The organism is Filomicrobium insigne (assembly GCF_900104305.1).
GTDB classification, from domain to species: domain Bacteria; phylum Pseudomonadota; class Alphaproteobacteria; order Rhizobiales; family Hyphomicrobiaceae; genus Filomicrobium; species Filomicrobium insigne.
This window is the reverse complement of sequence record NZ_FNJC01000001.1, coordinates 662,512-682,408: the sequence shown is the minus strand read 5'-3', so window position 1 is coordinate 682,408 and position 19,897 is coordinate 662,512. Positions and strand designations below refer to the sequence as shown.

At 56.9% G+C, this 19,897-nt stretch carries 16 protein-coding genes; 6 read left to right on the top strand and 10 right to left on the bottom strand.

Annotated features, from left to right (window positions below; translation table 11 throughout):
* Nucleotides 1-89: 89 nt before the first annotated feature.
* From BLS30_RS03060 to BLS30_RS03050, 3 genes are all read right to left on the bottom strand, one after another.
* A complete protein-coding gene (locus BLS30_RS03060) occupies nt 90-1,832 on the bottom strand; it encodes a carbamoyltransferase family protein (RefSeq protein WP_046477692.1) in 1,743 nt (580 codons plus the stop codon).
* 413 nt (nt 1,833-2,245) lie between these two features.
* Complete coding sequence (locus BLS30_RS03055) at nt 2,246-3,457, bottom strand: lytic murein transglycosylase (RefSeq protein WP_046477694.1); 1,212 nt, start codon at nt 3,455-3,457, stop codon at nt 2,246-2,248.
* A 245-nt stretch (nt 3,458-3,702) separates the two neighbouring features.
* A complete protein-coding gene (locus BLS30_RS03050; RefSeq protein WP_046477696.1) occupies nt 3,703-4,227 on the bottom strand; it encodes a hypothetical protein in 525 nt (174 codons plus the stop codon).
* Nucleotides 4,228-4,542: 315 nt separating this feature from the next.
* Between BLS30_RS03050 and lepA the strand changes: the two genes are divergently transcribed.
* Complete coding sequence (gene lepA, locus BLS30_RS03045; RefSeq protein WP_046477698.1) at nt 4,543-6,345, top strand: translation elongation factor 4; 1,803 nt, start codon at nt 4,543-4,545, stop codon at nt 6,343-6,345.
* Nucleotides 6,346-6,462: 117 nt separating this feature from the next.
* Here the strand turns inward: lepA and BLS30_RS03040 are convergent, their stop codons facing one another.
* The 6 genes from BLS30_RS03040 to ftsE all read right to left on the bottom strand — a co-directional run bounded on the left by BLS30_RS03040 (nt 6,463) and on the right by ftsE (nt 13,141).
* The gene (locus tag BLS30_RS03040; RefSeq protein WP_046477700.1) at nt 6,463-6,894 is read right to left on the bottom strand and encodes a hypothetical protein; all 432 of its coding nucleotides are present in this window, start codon (nt 6,892-6,894) and stop codon (nt 6,463-6,465) included.
* A 344-nt stretch (nt 6,895-7,238) separates the two neighbouring features.
* Entirely contained in the window at nt 7,239-9,659 is a 2,421-nt protein-coding gene (locus BLS30_RS03035; RefSeq protein WP_046477703.1) for an adenosylcobalamin-dependent ribonucleoside-diphosphate reductase, read from the bottom strand.
* Nucleotides 9,660-9,763: 104 nt separating this feature from the next.
* On the bottom strand, nt 9,764-10,531 hold the full coding sequence (locus tag BLS30_RS03030) for a lysophospholipid acyltransferase family protein (protein WP_090226485.1): 768 nt from the start codon (nt 10,529-10,531) through the stop codon (nt 9,764-9,766).
* A 12-nt stretch (nt 10,532-10,543) separates the two neighbouring features.
* On the bottom strand, nt 10,544-11,191 hold the full coding sequence (locus tag BLS30_RS03025) for a YdcF family protein (protein ID WP_046477710.1): 648 nt from the start codon (nt 11,189-11,191) through the stop codon (nt 10,544-10,546).
* Nucleotides 11,192-11,418: 227 nt separating this feature from the next.
* Entirely contained in the window at nt 11,419-12,501 is a 1,083-nt protein-coding gene (locus tag BLS30_RS03020) for a cell division protein FtsX (protein ID WP_090226482.1), read from the bottom strand.
* Nucleotides 12,485-13,141 (bottom strand): cell division ATP-binding protein FtsE, encoded by a 657-nt coding sequence (gene ftsE / locus BLS30_RS03015; protein WP_046477713.1) that lies wholly within the window; start codon nt 13,139-13,141, stop codon nt 12,485-12,487. Before ftsE ends, BLS30_RS03020 begins: the two co-directional genes overlap by 17 nt.
* A gap of 255 nt (nt 13,142-13,396) precedes the next feature.
* On the opposite strand from ftsE, the gene hpt reads away from it, so the two are divergent.
* Both hpt and BLS30_RS03005 read left to right on the top strand, forming a co-directional pair.
* Nucleotides 13,397-13,960, top strand: a complete 564-nt coding sequence (gene hpt, locus BLS30_RS03010) for a hypoxanthine phosphoribosyltransferase (RefSeq protein WP_090226479.1) — start codon at nt 13,397-13,399, stop codon at nt 13,958-13,960.
* Between the two features lie 64 nt (nt 13,961-14,024).
* Complete coding sequence (locus BLS30_RS03005; protein WP_046477717.1) at nt 14,025-14,384, top strand: response regulator transcription factor; 360 nt, start codon at nt 14,025-14,027, stop codon at nt 14,382-14,384.
* A gap of 46 nt (nt 14,385-14,430) precedes the next feature.
* On the opposite strand, the gene moaA is transcribed toward BLS30_RS03005, so the two are convergent.
* Complete coding sequence (gene moaA / locus BLS30_RS03000; RefSeq protein WP_046477718.1) at nt 14,431-15,474, bottom strand: GTP 3',8-cyclase MoaA; 1,044 nt, start codon at nt 15,472-15,474, stop codon at nt 14,431-14,433.
* A 549-nt stretch (nt 15,475-16,023) separates the two neighbouring features.
* Here moaA and BLS30_RS02995 point away from each other — a divergent pair.
* From BLS30_RS02995 to BLS30_RS02985, 3 genes are all read left to right on the top strand, one after another.
* Nucleotides 16,024-16,545 (top strand): TorD/DmsD family molecular chaperone, encoded by a 522-nt coding sequence (locus BLS30_RS02995; protein ID WP_210183992.1) that lies wholly within the window; start codon nt 16,024-16,026, stop codon nt 16,543-16,545.
* A gap of 130 nt (nt 16,546-16,675) precedes the next feature.
* A complete protein-coding gene (locus tag BLS30_RS02990) occupies nt 16,676-16,882 on the top strand; it encodes a twin-arginine translocation signal domain-containing protein (protein ID WP_046477721.1) in 207 nt (68 codons plus the stop codon).
* 75 nt (nt 16,883-16,957) lie between these two features.
* Nucleotides 16,958-19,894 carry a formate dehydrogenase subunit alpha gene (locus tag BLS30_RS02985; protein ID WP_046477723.1) on the top strand — a complete coding sequence of 979 codons (2,937 nt, stop codon included), beginning with the start codon at nt 16,958-16,960 and terminating at the stop codon, nt 19,892-19,894.
* The last annotated feature ends 3 nt before the right edge of the window (nt 19,895-19,897 follow it).

Sequence of the window (19,897 nt, the reverse complement as noted above, 5' to 3'; positions counted from 1 at the left end):
TCGTGCCCCGTTGCATTGGACCGCAACAACACTGGAGGCACTCGGGCATTCAAGATCCCGCGTGCCTCCAGGTAGAAACGGCGTTCACATCAAGCGGCAAAAGCCAGTTGTGCCTTCTCCATCGCCTGCGCCGGGCGTTCGGTAATATAGAAGTCCCCAAGAACGAGAACGTCCATTTCCGTTCGGAGGTAACAAGAGATGGCTTCTTTCGGCGTGTTCACAATCGGCTCTTGACGATTGAAACTGGTATTTAGAACGACCGGAACGCCCGTCAACTTCGCATACTGTTCAATGAGCGCGTAGTAGCGGGGGTTAGCCGTCCGTTCTACGGTCTGGAGCCGTCCCGTGCCATCGACGTGTGCCGCAGCTGGAATAACATCGACCTTGTTCGGGCGGAGTCGCGGTGCCATCGTCATGAACGGGTCAGCCTGATCGAACTCGAAGTATTCGCTGACCTTCTCGACGAGCACTGCCGGAGCAAATGGCCGGAACGCCTCGCGGTGTTTGATGCGCGCGTTGATCAGATCCTTGATCTTCAGGCTGCGCGCGTCTGACAAGATCGAGCGATTGCCGAGTGCGCGCGGGCCGATTTCTGCGCGCCCCTGGAACCAGCCGACGATCCGGCTGGCGGCGAGATCTTGCGCGACCGTGCGGAGCAAGTCCGACTCGCTGAGGCGCTTATAAGGTAGTCCCGCAGCATTAAGGGCTTCAATGATCTGATCGTCAGTGAACTGGATGCCGAAGAACGGATGGTTCATCGTATACTCCCGGCGATGGCCGAGGGTTTGATGGTGATAGTAGAGCGTGGAACCCAGGCAAACGCCCGAATCCGAAGCGATGGGTGGCACCCAAACGTTTTCATAATCAGTGTCGCGCAGAATCCGAGCATTCGCGACGCAGTTCAAAGCGACACCGCCCGACAACACCAGATTGCGCGACGGATGCCGCCGCGAGAGCTCCCGCACGATGTGGATGATGGCTTCTTCCACGACCGCCTGCAGAGCAAACGCGAGATCGCGGTGATGGTCCGTTAATGGATCTTCGCGACGGCGCGCTGGTCCAAACAAGCCGACGAACTTTTCCGCAAACGGCCGCATGAAGCCATGCGTATCATAGCCGATGTAGTCGCGGTTGATCGCGATCCGCCCACCGTCGAGCAAGCGCACGACATCCCGGAACTTATCGAGATATGTAGGACCGCCACAAGCCGCCAGGGCCATGACTGTGCCTTCTTCGAATACCTTGAAACCGAGATGCTCCGTGACGCACGAATAGAGCATGCCGAGGGAATCGAAGAAATCGTCCTGCCATAGCTTTTCGATACGGTTACCTTTGCCGGCATAGGCGCTGGTCGCGGATTCGTCACCGTAGCCATCCATAATGAGAATGGTGGCTTCTTCGAAAGGCGAAACGAAAAATACGGCAGCGTGAGCGTTATGGTGATTGATCTGCACGAGCCGTGGCAAATTCTGGAAACCGTAGCGCCGTCCGAGCGCTGTTTTGAGCCGGAGCGGCATGTTCGCAGCGCCGAGCGCTGTTGTCTTACGCGCTTCAGGCCAAAGCAGATTGAGGCTATGAGGGAGCTTACGCGTAAGAATGCGTCCGATCGTGCGCCGATAGGAATTCATATTCCACGGAACGGTAATGACGTCGATGTCGGAGAGCTTGAGCCCGTAACCGTCAAACGCTGCAGCCAGCGCCTGTTGCGGGAAGCGCTTGGTGTGTTTCTCTCGATTGAAGCGCTCTTCCTCGTAAACAACGAGAGGCATCCCGTCGCGCAGGATCGCCACGCCGGTATCATGCGTTTCTGTAGTTATTCCGAGTATATGCACACGTAATCATCCCAACTATTATTCAACGCCCCAATCAGCACGTTCCGCGATATGGTTCAGCGAGACGAGCCCTCACATTTCGCCTGCGGATGCGCCGCAAGGCGCCAGCTAGAAGTAACTTGCTGGGAATTCGACTGGCGTACCGGGGGAATGCAAGCCAGCCGCTGCTTAATTGCCTAAACGAAACCTTTTTTCAACCATGCCAATAGGTTTCAGAATTTAGATCTAGCTAAAGATGAGATGAAATATTGCGGGAATAAGGCGTAGACAGTAGGTCTGGAACGACTTTTTCGTTGAAGTCTCAGAACCTGCGCTAAAATGTAGCTCACCAGTTTTCTTGGTCGATATTTGAATAACGGCAGCGGCGAGGGGTTAACGATGATACTTTCGTTTACCCCTCGAAAATGCGGTGCTTAGCCCCCCAATTGTCTCAAAAGATCGATCGTTGGGTAGCTATCGGCGGGCAGGTTGAACTTCAACTGCATTTCTTTCACCGCTGCGCGCGTCTTGGCTCCGAGAATGCCGTCGATTTTACCGACATCATAACCGCGGTCCGTCAGGCTGCTTTGCAGGGCTTTCATTTCCTGACCTGAAAGAGAAGGTATATTGCGATCCTGTCCTTTCATTGGATCCGCGCCGCCAATGCGCGTCGCCAAATAGGCCGCGGTGGTGGCGTAGTTGAGCGATTGGTTCCACTCTAGGTAGATATCGAAATTATTATACGCGAGGAAAGCTGGTCCGGTCCGCCCCATCGGGAGCAGGAGCGAAGCAGGCAGATTGTCGTTGGGCAGCGCTTTTCCATTTGCCAGCTTCACGCCCCAGCCAGCCCACTTTGATCTAGGATGCTTAATAGCAAGATCAGCCTCTTGCCACGGCAGATCACGAGCAACGACGACCTCCTGCAGCCAGGGCTCATTAGGTCGCCAGCCGAGATGCTTCATGTACGCTGCCGTCGATCCGATGATGTCCGCATCACTCTTGAACAAGTTGGCATGTCCGTCGCCATCGAAATCGACGGCGTGATTGAGGTAGTGCGTCGGAAGAAACTGCGTCTGACCGAGTTCGCCCGCCCAAGACCCGATCATCTCACCGGGATCCAGATCACCACGGTCGATGATCTTCAGGGCGGAGAGCAACTCCGCGCGGAAAAGTTCGTGCCGTCGGCAGTCATAAGCCAGCGTCGCGAGCGCCTGTAGGACTGGATAATCACCCATGCCCACGCCAAAATCGCTCTCCAGCGCCCAGAATGCGGTGATTACTTCCGCTGGTACGCCGTAGGTAGCTTCCGCGCGTTCGAATGTTTTTCGGTTCGCGGCGATCTTCTTCCGACCGGCTTGTAATCTGTGGTTTGTTGCGAGCTTCTTGGAGAAATCATTGAAAGATTGAGAGAAGAACCCTTGCCGGCGGTCGCGCTTGATAATGCGTTCATCAAGGGACACACCATCCAGAGCCCGCGAAATCGTGCGTTGGGAAACGCCGTTCTGTGCGGCTTCTTGTCGAAATTCTTTCATCCAAGACGAGAAGCTGCCCCGGTTTGTGCAACTTGCCTCCAGCGACCCGACCGGCAGGGCCGCGGCACACAGCAACCCCAAAGCAACTCCGGCCAACGAGCGCTGATATCGCATATGAACTCTCCCCGTCTATATGATTGCAAAATGTGGGCGGCGGCACCTCGCCTGATCGCTCAAGATCAGTCAAGTCCACCGAGTGCCTACACGTGCGAGCACGTGGGCCTTCGTGTAGGCAGGTAACCTCGTTTTTGGGTATTAATCGGGCAGGTCGGTAAGCTGCCCCGAGGCGGGGAACGATCAAAAGCATCCGCCTTCATGGGCGGATGCAAAGATCACTCGGACAAGAAACCGGCAGTCACTCAGCGGTTGCGTTTGTCAGAGGCGCCGCCGGTCCACATCGACATCGCGGAAGCCATATTCCGCTGCCACATTTCGGCAGCCTGCATCCACATCTGAAACGGAGCCATCGCCATACCTTCGAACCCACCGGTTCCTGGCATGTTGCCGAAGCCCAAGCCCGACGTGCCGGCGTTCATAGCGCCAGCCTGCATCCGTTGAAGTTGCTCCATGAAATCTGTAGGGGTCGGCATGGCAGCTGTCGGAGAATTAAGCTGCTCCGACCAAGCCTCCATCACCTGATCCATCATCTGGAGCTGCATTTGAGATGCGTTTTGCATCTGCATGCGAGTTGTTTCGATAACGTTGTCCGGCCAGCCCATCGCCCGTGTCGCTTGGGCCATTTGATCGAACACCTTTGTCGAATAACGCTCGTTGGCCGCCGCCATATCATCGCGCCATTGCGCAAGGGCATCGAATGCAGCCTTTGCCGCTTCCCGGGCCTCCTCAGTCAGAGCATGGTTCTTGGATTTAGATGAGCTTGCCATGTGGGGCTCCTTGGCTCGGCCAGAAAACTCTGGGGGATGAGTTCTCTCCGCCGGAAATCAGTCTAAGAAACGAACCAAACCGTAGCGTGCCAGAGGTAGAAACGCGAGCCCCAACTGTCGGGGTCACCCGCAAACTTGCACGTTCTGAAAGATTTCAGGCCTTCAGATCTGCCTCCGGCCACCAATATTAACCATTCGGTAGACCGCATCTCGCGTTCGACAAGGGCAAGAGGCACGGAAAAAATGGATATGTGGCCTTGGATGCGGCTTCCAATCTGCTTGGCACCGCCACGAAGCCGGTGCTAATGAGCCGCCATGACAGATACATCGTTGATCCGAAACTTCTCGATCATCGCTCACATTGACCACGGCAAGTCCACGTTGTCCGATCGGCTGATTCAGTTGACCGGCGGCCTGACCACGCGCGAGATGAAAGAGCAAATTCTCGACTCGATGGACATCGAGCGTGAACGCGGCATCACAATCAAGGCTCAAACAGTGCGCCTTGATTACAAGCATACCGACGGCAAAACCTATCAGTTGAACCTGATGGACACGCCAGGCCACGTGGACTTCGCTTACGAGGTCTCGCGTTCATTGGCGGCCTGCGAAGGCGCTATTCTGGTCGTCGATGCATCTCAAGGTGTTGAGGCACAAACGCTTGCCAACGTTTATACCGCGCTCGACAACGACCTTGAGATTCTGCCTGTCCTCAACAAGGTCGACCTGCCTGCAGCCGACGTCGATCGGGTTAAGGAGCAGATCGAGGATGTGATTGGACTGGACGCCTCTGATGCGATCCCCATCTCCGCCAAGACCGGTGTGAATGTCGAGGCCGTGCTAGCGGCGGTTGTCGAACGCTTGCCGGCTCCTGAAGGCGATGCGACGAAGCCTCTGAAGGCGATGCTGGTTGACAGCTGGTACGATGCTTATCTCGGCGTCATCGTGTTGGTCCGCGTCATTGAAGGCACGATGAAGAAGGGACAGAAGATCCGTCTAATGTCGACGGGCGCCGTGCATCCGATCGAGCGTGTCGGCGTCTTCCGACCGAAGCAGGAAATGTTAGACCAGCTCGGTCCGGGCGAGATCGGCTTCTTCACCGCAGCGATCAAGGAGGTCGCGGATACCCGAGTTGGTGACACGATCACCGATGACAAACGCCCGTGCGCCGAGCCATTGCCTGGCTTCAAGCCGGCGCAGCCGGTGGTGTTTTGTGGTCTGTTTCCAGTTGACGCTGCTGATTTTGAAGATCTGCGCGACGCCATGGGGCGCCTGCGCCTTAACGATGCCAGCTTCTCATTCGAGGCGGAAAGTTCCGCGGCATTGGGGTTTGGGTTCCGTTGCGGTTTTCTCGGCTTGCTCCACCTGGAGATCATTACCGAGCGATTGGAACGAGAGTTTAACCTCGATCTCATCACCACAGCTCCGTCCGTTGTCTATCAGATCCATATGACCGACGGGACCATGATCGAGATGCATAATCCAGCGGACATGCCGGACCCCGTCCGCATCGACCGGTTGGAGGAGCCCTGGATCAGCGCCACCATCATGGTGCCGGACGAGTACCTCGGTTCGGTTTTGAAACTTTGCCAGGACCGGCGAGGCCGCCAGAAGAACCTGACATATGCCGGCTCGCGGGCCATGCTGGTATACGAACTGCCACTGAACGAGGTCGTTTTCGATTTCTATGATCGCTTAAAGTCTGTCAGCAAGGGGTATGCGTCGTTTGACTATCAAATGATCGGCTATGAAGAGGGCGACCTCGTCAAAATGTCGATCCTGGTCAACGCCGAGCCGGTCGACGCGCTTTCGATTATCGTCCATCGCTCACGGGCCGAGAGCCGCGGCCGCGTCATGTGCGAAAAGCTTAAGGATCTCATTCCGCCACATATGTTCCAGATCCCCGTGCAGGCGGCGATTGGCGGCAGGATTATCGCGAGAGAAACGATCCGCGCTTTGCGCAAAGACGTTATTGCCAAATGTTATGGCGGCGACATCACGCGCAAGCGCAAGCTCCTTGAGAAGCAAAAGGCCGGTAAGAAGAAAATGCGCCAGTTCGGCAAAGTCGAGATTCCGCAGGAAGCTTTCATTGCCGCTCTAAAGATGGACGAAAACTGACGCCGTGAGCATCCGTGTCTAGAAACGGCTAAATGCTCAAAATATCTGAATATAAAACAACCTCGGTATCGTAAGGCAGATACCGAGGTTCATAAGGCAGATGTTCGCGCTAAGATCTCAGTGGTGAACCATTGTCGCTGTATCGAGCCCGTAAAGGGACGCGCGCAGATCGAATTCAATGAGTTTCGCCTGCTTCAGCGAACCGGCGAGCATGTGCACATGGACTTCATTAGCCCCGAGAAGAGCGCCCCTCTGGCGAATTTCCGCGAGGTTGAGAGATGGTGCGTGGTGGGTGGCAAGACCAACGCCAAGCACCGTGCGCTGCCCGCTAATCTCGTCGCGCTTTACGAGCAAGTAGTTTGTCTTCGGAAGTTCTGGGCATTCGATCAGGGAATAGATCGAATGAACATACCGGCTGCCTGAGGCGCCGCGCCAGAAATAGAAATTTTCGCAATGGGCGACAGGTTGGGGAGCAACCTTCGCGGGGCGCGAGCGACGTCCAGCGCGTTTTGCGCGGACTTCAGCCAGCTCGATAATGCGCGCACTCATTACAATACATCCTCGGACCACGCGGTCACAACGACACCAAGGGTAGCGCAACAATAACAAGTTTAGTTTGATTATCGCGCTGAAATAAGGCTAGTGCCTACTCTTTTCAACAATCGGTAAACATCACGTTATCTGCGCAAACCAAATAGCTTGTTCTTAGCGTAACTTGCACGAAAAAACTCCATGGACGGACTTGTCGATGCCATCCGGCGAGAATTTTGCTTGTGCCGATTTCCCGCAACAAGTGTACGAGTGTCAAACCAGCGACCGGGTAAACCGGTTCCACGTAAGATGAAAAAGAATTGTTAAAGAATTCGGGTGTTTGAGCTGTTGTGTTACTGCACTCAATCACAACGGGAAAAGCCGCACCGCTGACATTCCCAGCAACCTTCCAAGCGGACGTATTGGGCCGAGCCGCACCGCGGGCATTGAGCGGGAGTTTGATGGGCTGAGAAGCCGGAGGGGGCATCGCCCATCTCCGAGCGCGACGTTGGTGTCGCCATATCAGTGCCCGTTGGACCTTCTGACCCGGCATTCATCAACTGAGCCAGCCCCAGCGAATGTTGCTCCTGATCGCCCGGCATAAAGTCGATACGGCGCATGTGTTCCTCTATGATCTCGCCAATAGCTGCGATGAGGCTAGGCACGTAGCGCCCGCCGATCCAGCGGCCGCCCTGGGGATCGAAGATGGCGGTAAGTTCTTCCGCCACAAAAGATACGTCGCCACCTCTCCGGAAAACAGCACTGATCATCCGGGTCAGTGCCACCATCCAGGCGTAGTGTTCCAGGTTTTTCGAATTGATGAAGATCTCGAACGGCCGACGGCGCCCATCTCGAACGATGTCGTTGATCGTCACATAGAGCGCGTGGTCGCTGCCCGGCCATTTCAACTTATAAGTATAGCCCTGAAGCGCTGGCTCGCGTTCGAGGGGTTTGGCCATGTAATGGACTGCGGCGGCCTTGACCGGGGCCTGTGGTGCCCCGGTCCTGGCAGTCGACCCGCTGACTTCGGTCTCGGTTGGTGCTGGCGGTGACTGTTCCACGCTGCGGCTCAAAACGGCACCACGCAATGCGCTGGGCCGGTATGTCGTGCAACCCTTAAGCCCCAGCTCATAGGCTATCGAATAAACATCGCTGAAGGCTTCGAACGTCATCTCCGCGGGGCAATTGATGGTTTTTGAGATAGAGCTGTCGACATGGCGCTGGATGGCAGCCTGCATTTCCAGATGTGCTCTCGGAGTCAACTGGTCGGCACGTACGAAATAGTCCGGAAGCCCTACATCCTCGCCGAATTGGCGCCGGAAGACAGCGTGGGCGTAGTCTTCGATGGTTTCGCTGCGGGTCCCGCCATGCCGGTCAAGCACATTGCGCTGGTAGATAAAATCGAACACCGGCTCGATGCCGCTCGAAACGTTCCCAGCGAGCAATGAAATCGTACCGGTTGGTGCCACCGATGTCAGGCAGCCATTCCGTAGGCCGTGAGCTTCAATCCCGCGTTTGATATCGTCAGGGAGCCCGATGATGTTGGGGCTTTGTAGGAGCGCCTTCGCATCGCAAAGTGGAAACGATCCGCGTTCTCGGGCCAAATTAACGCTCGTGCGATAGGCCGTAACCTCGATGGTCCGCAGCCAGCTTTCGGCCAGTTTCAGGGCGCGCGTACTGCCGTAGGTCTCTCGGCACATGATCAGCGCGTCGGCAAGCCCAGTAACGCCAAGGCCCATGCGCCGCTTCGCCTTCGCCTCCTGCTTTTGGGCGGTCAGGGGATAGCGGGTAACATCGATCATGTTGTCGAGGAAGCGCACCGCGACAGCAACGCGTTCTTGCAGACTATCGATGTCGAGATGGGCGTCTGCCGTGAACGGATCGCGGATGAACTGCGTCAGGTTCAAAGAGCCAAGCAGGCATGCGCCGAATGGCGGCAGCGGCTGCTCACCGCAAGGGTTCGTCGCCCGGATCGTCTCGCAATAGGAAAGGTTGTTCCGTGCGTTGACGCGATCAATGAAAATGACGCCCGGTTCGGCTTGAGTGTACGTGGCGCGCATAATGCGCTGCCACAGGTCCCGCGCCGGTAGGCGTCGGTAAACCTTCCCGTCAAAAACCAGATCCCACTCTGCATCGTCAGCGACAGCCTGCATGAGTTTGTCACTGACCAGAACCGACAAATTGAAGTTTGTCAGGCGCCCAGCTGTGGACTTTGCTTCGATAAAGTCTTCGATGTCGGGGTGATCATCACGCAGCGTTGCCATCATTGCGCCGCGACGGGCCCCAGCTGACATGATCGTCCGGCACATGGCGTCCCAGACTTCCATAAAACTCACCGGACCTGAGGCGTCTGCGCCGATGCTTTTGACAAGCGCCCCCTTGGGTCGGAGCGTTGAGAAATCGACGCCGATGCCGCCACCCATTTGCATGGTGAGCGCACCATCTCTGACGCTATCAAAGATGCCCCTGAGATCGTCGGGCACCGTGCCCATGACAAAGCAGTTGAAAAGCGTGACCTCGCGTTGCGATCCTGCACCCGCGAGGATGCGTCCAGCTGGCAGAAAGCCGAAGTCGGCGAGCGCCTCAAAGTAGCGCTTCTCCCAGCGTTGGCGCTGCTGCGCACCGCCCTTTTCGACGGACGCTGCCGCGCGAGCTACCCGCGCAAAGGTATCGGCGAGCGATTTGTCGACCGCTGCGCCGTCCGCATCTATCAGACGGTATTTGCCGTTCCAGATCGCTTCGGCGATTGCTGCAAAAAAACCCGGTGTCTTGGCGTGAGGCATCGGTTTTTACTGTCGGTCCAACTCATATAGCGTGCGACCGAAACAGCCGCGCGAGAACTCCCGTTAAAATAAGGTCGCTCTGTACGCGCGTCAATAAATGTTCTCTAAATATTCTTATTTTGTTTCTGCTGTGGTTGGATTTGGGATAGGCGGGGCGTAGCGCTTTCAGCCGCTTCAGCCATCAGCCGCTCCGATGCTGTTTCAATGTCGGAGATAAGCCGTTGACGAAACTCGGAGCGTGGGAGGCCCGGCGGAATAGGGTCTAAAATCTCCACAATGATTGTGCCGGGATACCGGATCATAGAGCGGCGGGGCCAGTACAGGCCGGAGTTGAGCGCCAAGGGAACACAAGGAAGGTCCAGGCCGTCGTAAAGTGCCAGAGCCCCCGGCTTGTAGTCAGGCGCAGCTCCCGGTGCGCGACGTGTTCCTTCGGGAAAAATAACGATCTCCCGCCCCTCTTCGGCGCGGGCTTTGGCATCCCGGATCATCTGGCGTAATGCCGCCGGGCCGCGCTCGCGCTGTATGAGGACGTGTTCGAACTTGCGGGAAAACCACCCGTAAAGTGGGATATTGCCGAGTTCCGCCTTCATTACCATCGCGGGGTCGCGAAACAATGGGATCAGCGCGAAGGTATCCCACGCAGATTGATGCTTGGCGCAAACAAGGACAGGCCCGGACGGCAGGCGTTTGAGCCCCCGCACTTCGAGCTTGGTTCCGACAATCACCCGCATCCACCAGAGGGAAGCGCGCGCATGCGCTTTCAGGCCCATCATCGCCCATCGGCGCGGGCCGAAGAGCAGCGGTGAGCCCAGAATGAGGAACACAGCAGTGTTCAGGTAGAACACCCCGGTAAACAGGATCGATCGGAACATGAGAGAACCGGTTTAGATTTTGGCGGGAGTTTCAGGCTGGCTCTGAGCGACAGAGCCATCCTCCCATCCTGAAAGGACACGTGTAACCGCAAGGCGCATCGCGGCCGGGATTAATTTGACGTATTCGGAAAGCAGGACGCGCGCGGTACGCGGGTTAAGCCACCACTCGTTCTGCTGCAAGCTTTTCGGCATGACTCGGTGCGCCAGCAACGTGACATTCGGAAGTTCGCGCGACAACTCAAGCAGGCTGCGTGGCATGTGATAGCTGGCTGTCACTATGATCAGCGAAGTGTATCCGCGCGCACGCGTCCAGCCTGCAGTTTCTTCGGCGTTGCCCTTGGTATTGAGCGCCTCGTAGCCAAGATCGACGCAACAGTCGAGTTCCTCCTCGGTCAGCCCGCTCAGTCGGCCGATGTCGCGGCTGCCCGTCTTCGGATTGACGCCGGTGATCAGCAGACGGCCGGCCCGGCCTTGGCGCAATAGCTTCGCCGCTTCGCGAATGCGGGATTCACCGCCAGTCAGCACGACGATGGCATCGGCCTTTTGATTGTCTGGCTCCGGGTCGCGCATCACGATGCTGGCAAACAACACGAAGCCGAACACGACGAGCCCCGCGCTCATCGCAAACAACCCGATTAGCCATTTCAACCCGCGGGTCATTCTGTCAGGCCACCTGCAAATCGAAAGCGCCCAGTGATGATGCCAAACAACAATCGGGCCCGGTCGTCTGAAGACCCGGGTCCATTCGGTTCATTGACTTCGCTCTTGGGCGTCGCCCCTTATCCCCCGAAACGTGCCGAGCCTGCAACCGCCCCGTCCCGCCACGCTTCTGAGTGCCAGAATACGAAGCTGGCAGTGTTGCGGCAAGCACGCGCTCTCCGGCGTTACTAATCGTTGCGGCTGTTGAGAATGCGATAGACCCCGAAACGTGACGTCAGCATGCAAAGCGCGGCAATCACGACGATGACGATGCCTAACAGAACGTAACCAGCAGCATCGAGCGTGCCGGTGCCGATCAGCCGGTTGAGTTCCACCATGGTCATGGAGCCGCCGCCCAAGAGCAGCGTCACGATGGGCATCAGCAAAAACACGAGCATGGCGCACCCGGCGCCAACGACGCCGGCACGAATGCCCAGACGAAGGAAGTGCTTTTCAAACTCACGCGCGATAAAGCCGTCGGTAGCGCCAACAAAGTGAAGAACTTCGACAATCTCCCTGTTTGAAGCCATGGCGCTGCGCGTTGCTGAGACAATGATCGCTGTCGTGGCGGCGGCAACAAGAAGCAGGATGGCGATCCCGCCAAGAGCCAGAGAGCGAGTCACCGTCCGGATCTGTGTCTGCCACTGGCGATGGTCGTCGAGTGTGACGCCTGTGAACCGCGTCTGGAGTTCGCGCGATAGGGCTTCAAAGTTGGGTGGAGCGCCGCGATTCAGTTCGACAGCGATGAGCCTTGGCACGGGCAGGGATTCCAGTGCGTCGGACTTTCCAAGCCAGGGCTCAAGCAAATGTGTTGCGTTATCAAGGCTCAATACCGTGGCGGCTGCGATACCCTGCTGAGCACGTAGATAAGCAGCCACGTCATCCACGACCTTGTTGATGTCGCTGCCCTCGCGGGGCTCTACCTGAACGGTAACTTCGCTGGCGACATCACGCAGCCATGCATCCGCAGATTGATTGATCATGTAAACGGCGCCTGCTGTCAGGCACGCAAGGAAGCACATGATCGTAATAACGAGGTTGAGTGAGCTACCCGTCACCGACCCGGCAGGTACGACCGCACCCTGGCCGCCGTTCTTATCGATCCGGATACTGCGCGACGGACCGCCGGACGGTTCGCGGCGTCGCTGTGGTATGAGGCGTGGCCGCGCCGTCCGTGTGGGCGGACCTGTCACGACATCATCCAGCGCGTCAGCGTCCGAGAACCGCTGACGAGCCGGTCGGCCTCCTGTGGTGTCAAACGATCCTGACATGACCGTCGTGCAATTCCAATCTTGGCGCCTTGAACTGGCGCATGAGTTGATGGTCGTGCGTTGCAATCACGACCGATGTCCCAAGCCGGTTGAGTTCGATAAACAGCCGCAGAAGCCGGCGGGCCATCTGCGGGTCGACGTTACCCGTCGGTTCGTCGGCCAGAAGCAGTTCCGGCTTGCCGATGACGGCGCGGGCAATAGCGGCACGCTGCTTTTCACCGCCCGACAGAATCGAGGGATAGGCATGCATGCGATCGCCGAGCCCGACCCATTGCAAAAGATCCGTCACGTCCTCGCGATAATCGTCGATCCGTTTGCCGACGACGCGCAAAGGAAGTGCGATATTTTCCCAGGTGGTCAAGTGATCGAGCAGACGAAAATCCTGAAACACGATGCCGATGCGGCGCCGATGTTGCGCGCGCTTGGCTGTCGTAATCTTACTGACATCCTGGCCGAAAAGATGAATTTGACCCCGCGTCGGATGGATGGACATGAACAGGAGCCGCAATAGGGAAGACTTCCCGGCGCCGGAAGGACCAGTGAGGAAGTGGAACGAACCTGGACGCAGGTGAAAATTGACGTCCGTCAGGATGTCAGGTCCACGATCATAGCGCAAAGCAACATTGTTCAGTCGGATCACGTGCTGTGCTCAGTCAGTTCTGCAAGAAGGTTGCATGCATTGAAAAGGCTTGGCGCAAGGCGCGCCAGACTAGGCTAGCGTTCAATCAAGGAGGAATGTGGCCACCTCGTGTACGCAAGTGTTAATGTGGGCCCCCATTGTGTACGCAATTGCGTGACTATCATATTCCGTCGATACCTAGAGACTGGATAGAAGCGAACCGCAGGTCTGTGCAACAGCCCAGACCACAGTTTCTGAAGACAAGGCAACGAGAAAATGAGCCAACCCACGTCCGCGACCAAAAACCAGACGGCCACCAATCTCGAGGTTGTCCTCACCTCTGACCAAATTGCAACCCGCCTTCAGTCGCTTGCGGTGGAAATTGCCGCGCGCAAGCTTGAAAATCTAATCGTCGTCGCGGTTTTGAAAGGCAGTTTCGTTTTTGCGGCTGACCTGATCCGCGCATTAAACGCCGTCGGCATTGAGCCGGAAGTCGATTTCATAACCCTGTCGAGCTATCGCAAGAGCAAGGTTTCATCGGGCACCGTTGACATCCTGCGTGACGTAGAATTGGACGTTCGCGGACGCAATGTTCTGATTGTCGACGACGTCCTGGATTCCGGTCGCACGCTGGCGTTCGCAAAAGACCTGATGAGTGCGCGCGCCGCGCGCAATATTCTGACCTGTGTTCTGTTGGAAAAGCTCATTCCCAGGGCGGTGCAACTCGAGGTCGATTTTCGCGCTTTCCAGTGTCCCAACGAATTTGTCGTCGGCTACGGTATGGATCTAGCGCATCGCTACCGTGAACTTCCCTATGTCGCCAGGATGGCACGTGGATGAAGCTGGCGCGCGCCCTGGTGCCCTATCCCATATGGTAAATATTAGCGTCCTGAGGTGTCCGAAGATGCAGATCCTGTTGGCCGACGACGACACCGCGACGCTAAATTTTTTAAAGCACGCGCTTCAGGGTGATGGCCACGATGTATCGGTAGCTGAGGATGGCAACGTAGCGCTCGAACAACTTACAGCGCCCGGTGCGACCTTCGCATTGCTGATCGCGGATGTTGATATGCCTGGCTTGGACGGGATCACATTATGCCAGCGTGCTGCTACTTTCGCAGCCGATATGCCGATCCTCTTGATGTCGGCGCATCACGCAGAATTGGAACGCGTTAACGGATTGAGCAACGCACGTTACGAGTTTTTACTCAAACCGTTTGCGCTTGAGGATATGCGTGCTGCCGTCCAGCGGCTCTTAAGCTGATAGATTGAGCCGCGCAAAGCCAAACCCGCTCCCGGCCCATCCATTTCTAGCCGCCGGTCACGCTCATATGACGTGATACGGCTGGGCGTTTTGTGCGCCGGTCGATAATGAAATCATGCCCCTTCGGTTTGCGCGCGATGGCTTCGTCGATAGCTGCGCTGAGGACGTCATTGTCATCGCTGGCCCGTAGCGGCGCGCGAAGATCTGCCGCGTCGTCCTGTCCTAAGCACATATAGAGCGTGCCCGTGCAGGTCAGACGTACGCGGTTGCAGCTTTCGCAAAAATTGTGCGTCATCGGAGTGATAAAACCGAGCCGCCCACCGGTTTCCTCGACAGCGACGTAGCGAGCCGGGCCGCCAGTCTTGTAGGGGATGTCATGCATCGTCCAGCGGTCCATGAGCTGAGCGCGTACGAGTGAAAGCGGCAAGTATTGGTCCGTGCGATCGCCTTCGATATCGCCCATTGGCATCGTTTCGATGAGCGTGAGGTCGGCACCACGGCCATGCGCGAACCGCATCAGATCGTCGATCTCTTCGTCGTTGACGCCTTTCAGGGCGACCGCATTGATCTTGATCTTGATCCCGGCGCGTTCCGCGGCGGTGATACCTTTCAAGACCGTTTCTAAGTCCCCCCAGCGGGTGATGGCCTTGAACTTGTCCGGGCTCAGCGTATCGAGTGAAACGTTGATCCGGCGCACGCCGCAGTCATAAAGCTCAGTCGCGAATTTAGCGAGCTGGCTACCGTTGGTTGTCAGGGTCAATTCTTCGAGGTCGCCTGCGTCCAGATGGCGTGACAAAGCTCGAAACAACCACATGATGTTCTTACGGACCAAGGGTTCGCCACCTGTGATCCGAAGCTTGCGGACACCCTTCGATACAAATGCGGAGCACAGCCGGTCGAGTTCTTCGAGCGTCAGCAAATCCTTCTTCGGCAAAAACGTCATATGCTCCGACATGCAATAGACACATCGGAAGTCGCAACGGTCTGTAACCGAGACGCGCAAGTAGGAGACGTGACGACCGAAGGGGTCGATCATCGGCGCAGTTTTTTCAAGCGCGGGCACATGCTGATTGTGACTTTCGGCAGCCATCTTGAGATATTTCTTTCCCTACTTGCCGATCCGGCGCATGATTTTGATCCTAGATTGAACGCATCCAGCGAGCATGATCGGCGATCCAATTGGCCGTTTGCTATATGGTCAGCGCAGAATGTCAGAAGCAGGGTCTGCGCACCGTTTAGGCGACCGTACCTCAGCCTATCGGTGCACGCCGCAAGTGCAAGCCTCAGCATGAATGCGCTGCAGCAATGTGAAAATGCAAATTTGCGCGTTCAATTGATAAATTTACCAGACCTTAGAATACGACGAAAAAAACAGCAAACAGAGCATAATTTATGCATGCTGTGATGCGAGATAGCTTTGAAAAATCAGTGCTTTGGTTCCTGGCATACCAATGAATCTGCCTTGCAGATCGGCATATTTCGTCGCAGTCTGAAGCGGAATTGTTCACACACCTAATGCAGGCGCAAGGGAGGGGTCGCGTTGGTCGCGAAACCGCTGCCCAGGGATAGGCAACAAGATTTCGCAGACAGATCCGAGGAGGACCTGCGAGCCGATCTGTACCGGCTCATATGTGCATACTTGACGCAAACAGTCAAGAAATCGGAACTTCAGCACGCAGCACAACTGACTGGCGACGAGAGCCCATTAGGTCAGGCAATATCAAAGTTTGCTAAGGCGGCTGCTGCGACGGATGAAGTCGCTGCCGATGACGACTTCCACGACTTGTTTATCGGTCTTGGTCGCGGCGTACTGGTTCCATTCGCCTCCTACTATTTGACCGGCTTTCTACATGAAAAGCCACTTGCCAGACTGCGTCTGGATATGGCTGCGCTCGGCATCGAGCGCGATCCGTCGGTCAAGGAGCCGGAGGACCATATCGCGAGTGTCCTCGAAATTATGGCAGGTCTCGTCGACGGATCGCTCGTAGGTCCAGTCGACTTGGAGCGTCAGCGGAAGTTCTTCGAAACGCATGTGGTGTCTTGGGCGCCATATTTCTTCAAGGATCTCTCTGAGACAGATCAGTCTTCGTTCTATGCCGCCCTGGGCCGCATAGGCGTCGAGTTTATGGAGATTGAAAAACGCGCGTTTGAGTACGTCTAACGCGCTTTTTCCTAAGGCCGAAGCTGACCAGTGTCTCTGCAGCTTCAACCCTGATGCCTCTGGGCGTCGAGAGGCACGCAATGCACGAAGGAGGCCCGGTTGTCGGACCGGGCAAAAGGAGGAGCGGACGATGCAAAATGACAAGAAGGCCGCGGCAGCCGACCGGCGTAGTTTTCTTAAACTTGCCGGCGCGAGCGTGGTCGGTGGTGGCGCGGCAGCAGTGGCTGCGGCAAGTCCAGCACTGGCAGCTGAGGTCGAGGCTGAACCAAAGCCCGGCCAGACCTACCGTGAGAGCGAACACGTAAAGCGCTACTACGAACTCGCAAAATTCATGTGATGAATTGAGCTCGGGAGCACGCGTCGCGCGAACCCTATCGCGAACGCGCGGGCTTCCGCTCATGGGAGAAGAGATATGCTCAGGAAAAAGGTTTCCGGTGTAACGCCTCGCCAAGGTATTACTGCGGTGCTGCGTGATGCCGTTCCCGGTGGCGCGATCGACCGTCGGTCCTTCCTCCGCAATTCTGGACTTGCCGTTGGGGGCGTTGCGGCCGCGACTTCGTTTGTCGGAGGGCGCGTTCAGCGCGCGCACGCGGCTGCTCCAAAAGCAGCCGGCAAACTTGAAACGCGTAAATCTGTTTGCACCCACTGCTCGGTGGGCTGCACGGTAATTGCTGAAGTCTCAAATGGTGTTTGGATCGGGCAGGAGCCCGGTTGGGACAGCCCGTTCAACCTCGGCTCGCACTGCGCCAAAGGCGCGTCGATACGTGAGCATGCTCACGGCGAACGACGCTTGAAGTATCCAATGAAGTTGGAAGGCGGAAAGTGGAAGCGGATCACATGGGATCAGGCGATCGACGAGATCGGTGATCAGATGATGAAGATCCGTGAAGAGTCGGGTCCAGATTCTGTCTACTGGCTGGGTTCCGCGAAACATTCTAACGAGCAAGCTTACTTGATGCGCAAGTTCGCGGCCTATTGGGGCACGAACAACGTCGACCACCAGGCGCGCATCTGCCACTCGACCACGGTCGCAGGTGTTGCCAACACCTGGGGCTATGGCGCGATGACCAACTCCTACAACGATATGTTGAATTCGAAGGCGATGTTCTTCATCGGCAGTAACGCCGCCGAAGCGCATCCCGTCGCGATGCAGCACATCTTGAAGGCCAAGGAACAGAACAATGCGCCGCTGATCGTCTGCGACCCGCGCTTTACCCGCACCGCGGCACACGCCACCGAATATGTCAGGTTCCGCCCCGGTACGGACGTCGCTCTGATCTGGGGTATCCTGTATCATATCTTCGAAAATGGCTGGGAAGATAAGGAGTACATCCGCAAACGCGTCTGGGGCATGGATTCCGTTCGCGAAGAAGTGAAGAAGTGGACCCCGGAAGAAACCGAAAAGGTGACCGGCGTTCCCGGCTCGCAGTTGCATCGCGTCGCGCGGACACTCGCCACAAACAAACCCGGCACGTTGGTCTGGTGTATGGGCAGTACACAACACGCGAACGGCAACGACAACACACGCGCTTACTGCGTGCTCCAGCTGGCGCTGGGCAACATCGGTGTCGAAGGCGGTGGCGCCAACATCTTCCGCGGCCACGATAACGTGCAAGGTGCAACCGACTTCGGCGTGCTGATGGACAGCTTGCCGGGCTACTACGGTCTGGCGACAGGATCCTGGAAACACTGGGCCCGAGTCTGGGATACCGATTACAACTACCTCCTCTCACGTTTCGAAAATAAGGAGATGATGGAGGCCAAGGGTATCCCCGTCAGCCGGTGGTTCGACGGTGTACTCGAAGATAAGGAGAACATCGAGCAACGCGACAAGGTCCGTGCGATGGTTTTCTGGGGTCATGCTCCCAACTCGCAAACGCGCGGGCCGGATATGAAGAAAGCGATGGAGAAGCTTGATCTCCTCGTCGTAGTTGACCCCTATCCGACGGTAACAGCAGTGATGCATGGCCGCAGCGACAACGTTTATGTCCTGCCGGCAGCCACGCAGCTTGAAACGTCGGGTTCCGTGACCGCGTCAAACCGCTCGCTGCAATGGCGCGAAAAGGTTTTTGAGCCACTCTTCGAATCCAAGGTCGATCACGAGATCATGTATCTCTTCGCCAAGAAGTTCGCATTCGACAAAGAGATGTTCAAAAACATCAAAGTCGAAAACAACGAGCCGAATGTCGAAGACACGACTCTCGAGTTCAACAAAGGCATGTGGACCATTGGTTACACGGGCCAGTCCCCTGACCGGCTGAAACTGCACATGGCCAACCAGCACACCTTCGACAAACGAACGTTGAAGGCCAATGGTGGCCCATGCGACGGCGATTACTACGGTCTGCCATGGCCATGCTGGGGCACCGCCGAGCTGAAGCATCCTGGCACGCCGGTGCTCTATGACACCTCGAAGCCGGTTGCCGAAGGTGGCCTCTGCTTCCGCGCCCGGTTCGGTGTTGCTGCGCCAGAGAAGTGGGCGAAGGGGAACCCCGACGCCGACAACTTGCTCGCAGTCGAATCTTACCCCGAAGGCTCGGAGATCAAGGATGGGTATCCGGAGATTACCTATGCCATGATCGACAAGCTCGGCTGGGCAGGTGACCTGACGGCAGAGGAAAGAGCTGCCATCGAAAAGGTGGCCGGAAGCAGCGATCCGGAAGCTATGGGCAAGGTCAACTGGAAGGTGGATATGTCCGGTGGCCTCCAGCGCGTTGCAATCAAGCACGGCTTGGCGCCGTTCGGGAACGCTAAGGCCCGCACAGTGGTTTGGACCTTCCCCGACCCTGTTCCGCTTCACCGCGAGCCACTGTATTCACCGCGGCCAGATCTTGTCGCCTCTTATCCAACGTTCACGGATCGTAAGCTGCATCGCCTACCGGTCCTGTTTGAGACCATCCAGAAGAAGGCGATGGAGGAAAAGCTCTACGACAGCTATCCGATCGTCCTCACCTCAGGGCGCCTCGTCGAGTACGAGGGCGGCGGCGACGAGACCCGTTCGAACCCGTGGTTGGCCGAGCTCCAGCAAAACATGTTCGTCGAAATCAATCCCAAGGACGCCAACAATCTCGGCATCAAGGACGGCGAGACTGTTTGGGTGGAGGGCCCTGAAAAGGGCAAGGTCAAGGTTATGGCTTTGGTCACCGAAAGGGTCGGGTCTGGCGTCGCCTTCATGCCCTTCCACTTCGGTGGTCACTTCCAGGGTGAAGACCTCAGGTCGAAGTATCCTCCGGGTGCAGATCCCTACGTATTGGGTGAAGCCAGCAATACAGCGCAAACCTACGGCTATGACGCCGTCACGCAGATGCAGGAATCAAAGACCACGCTCTGCAAGATCTGGAGGGCCTGATCC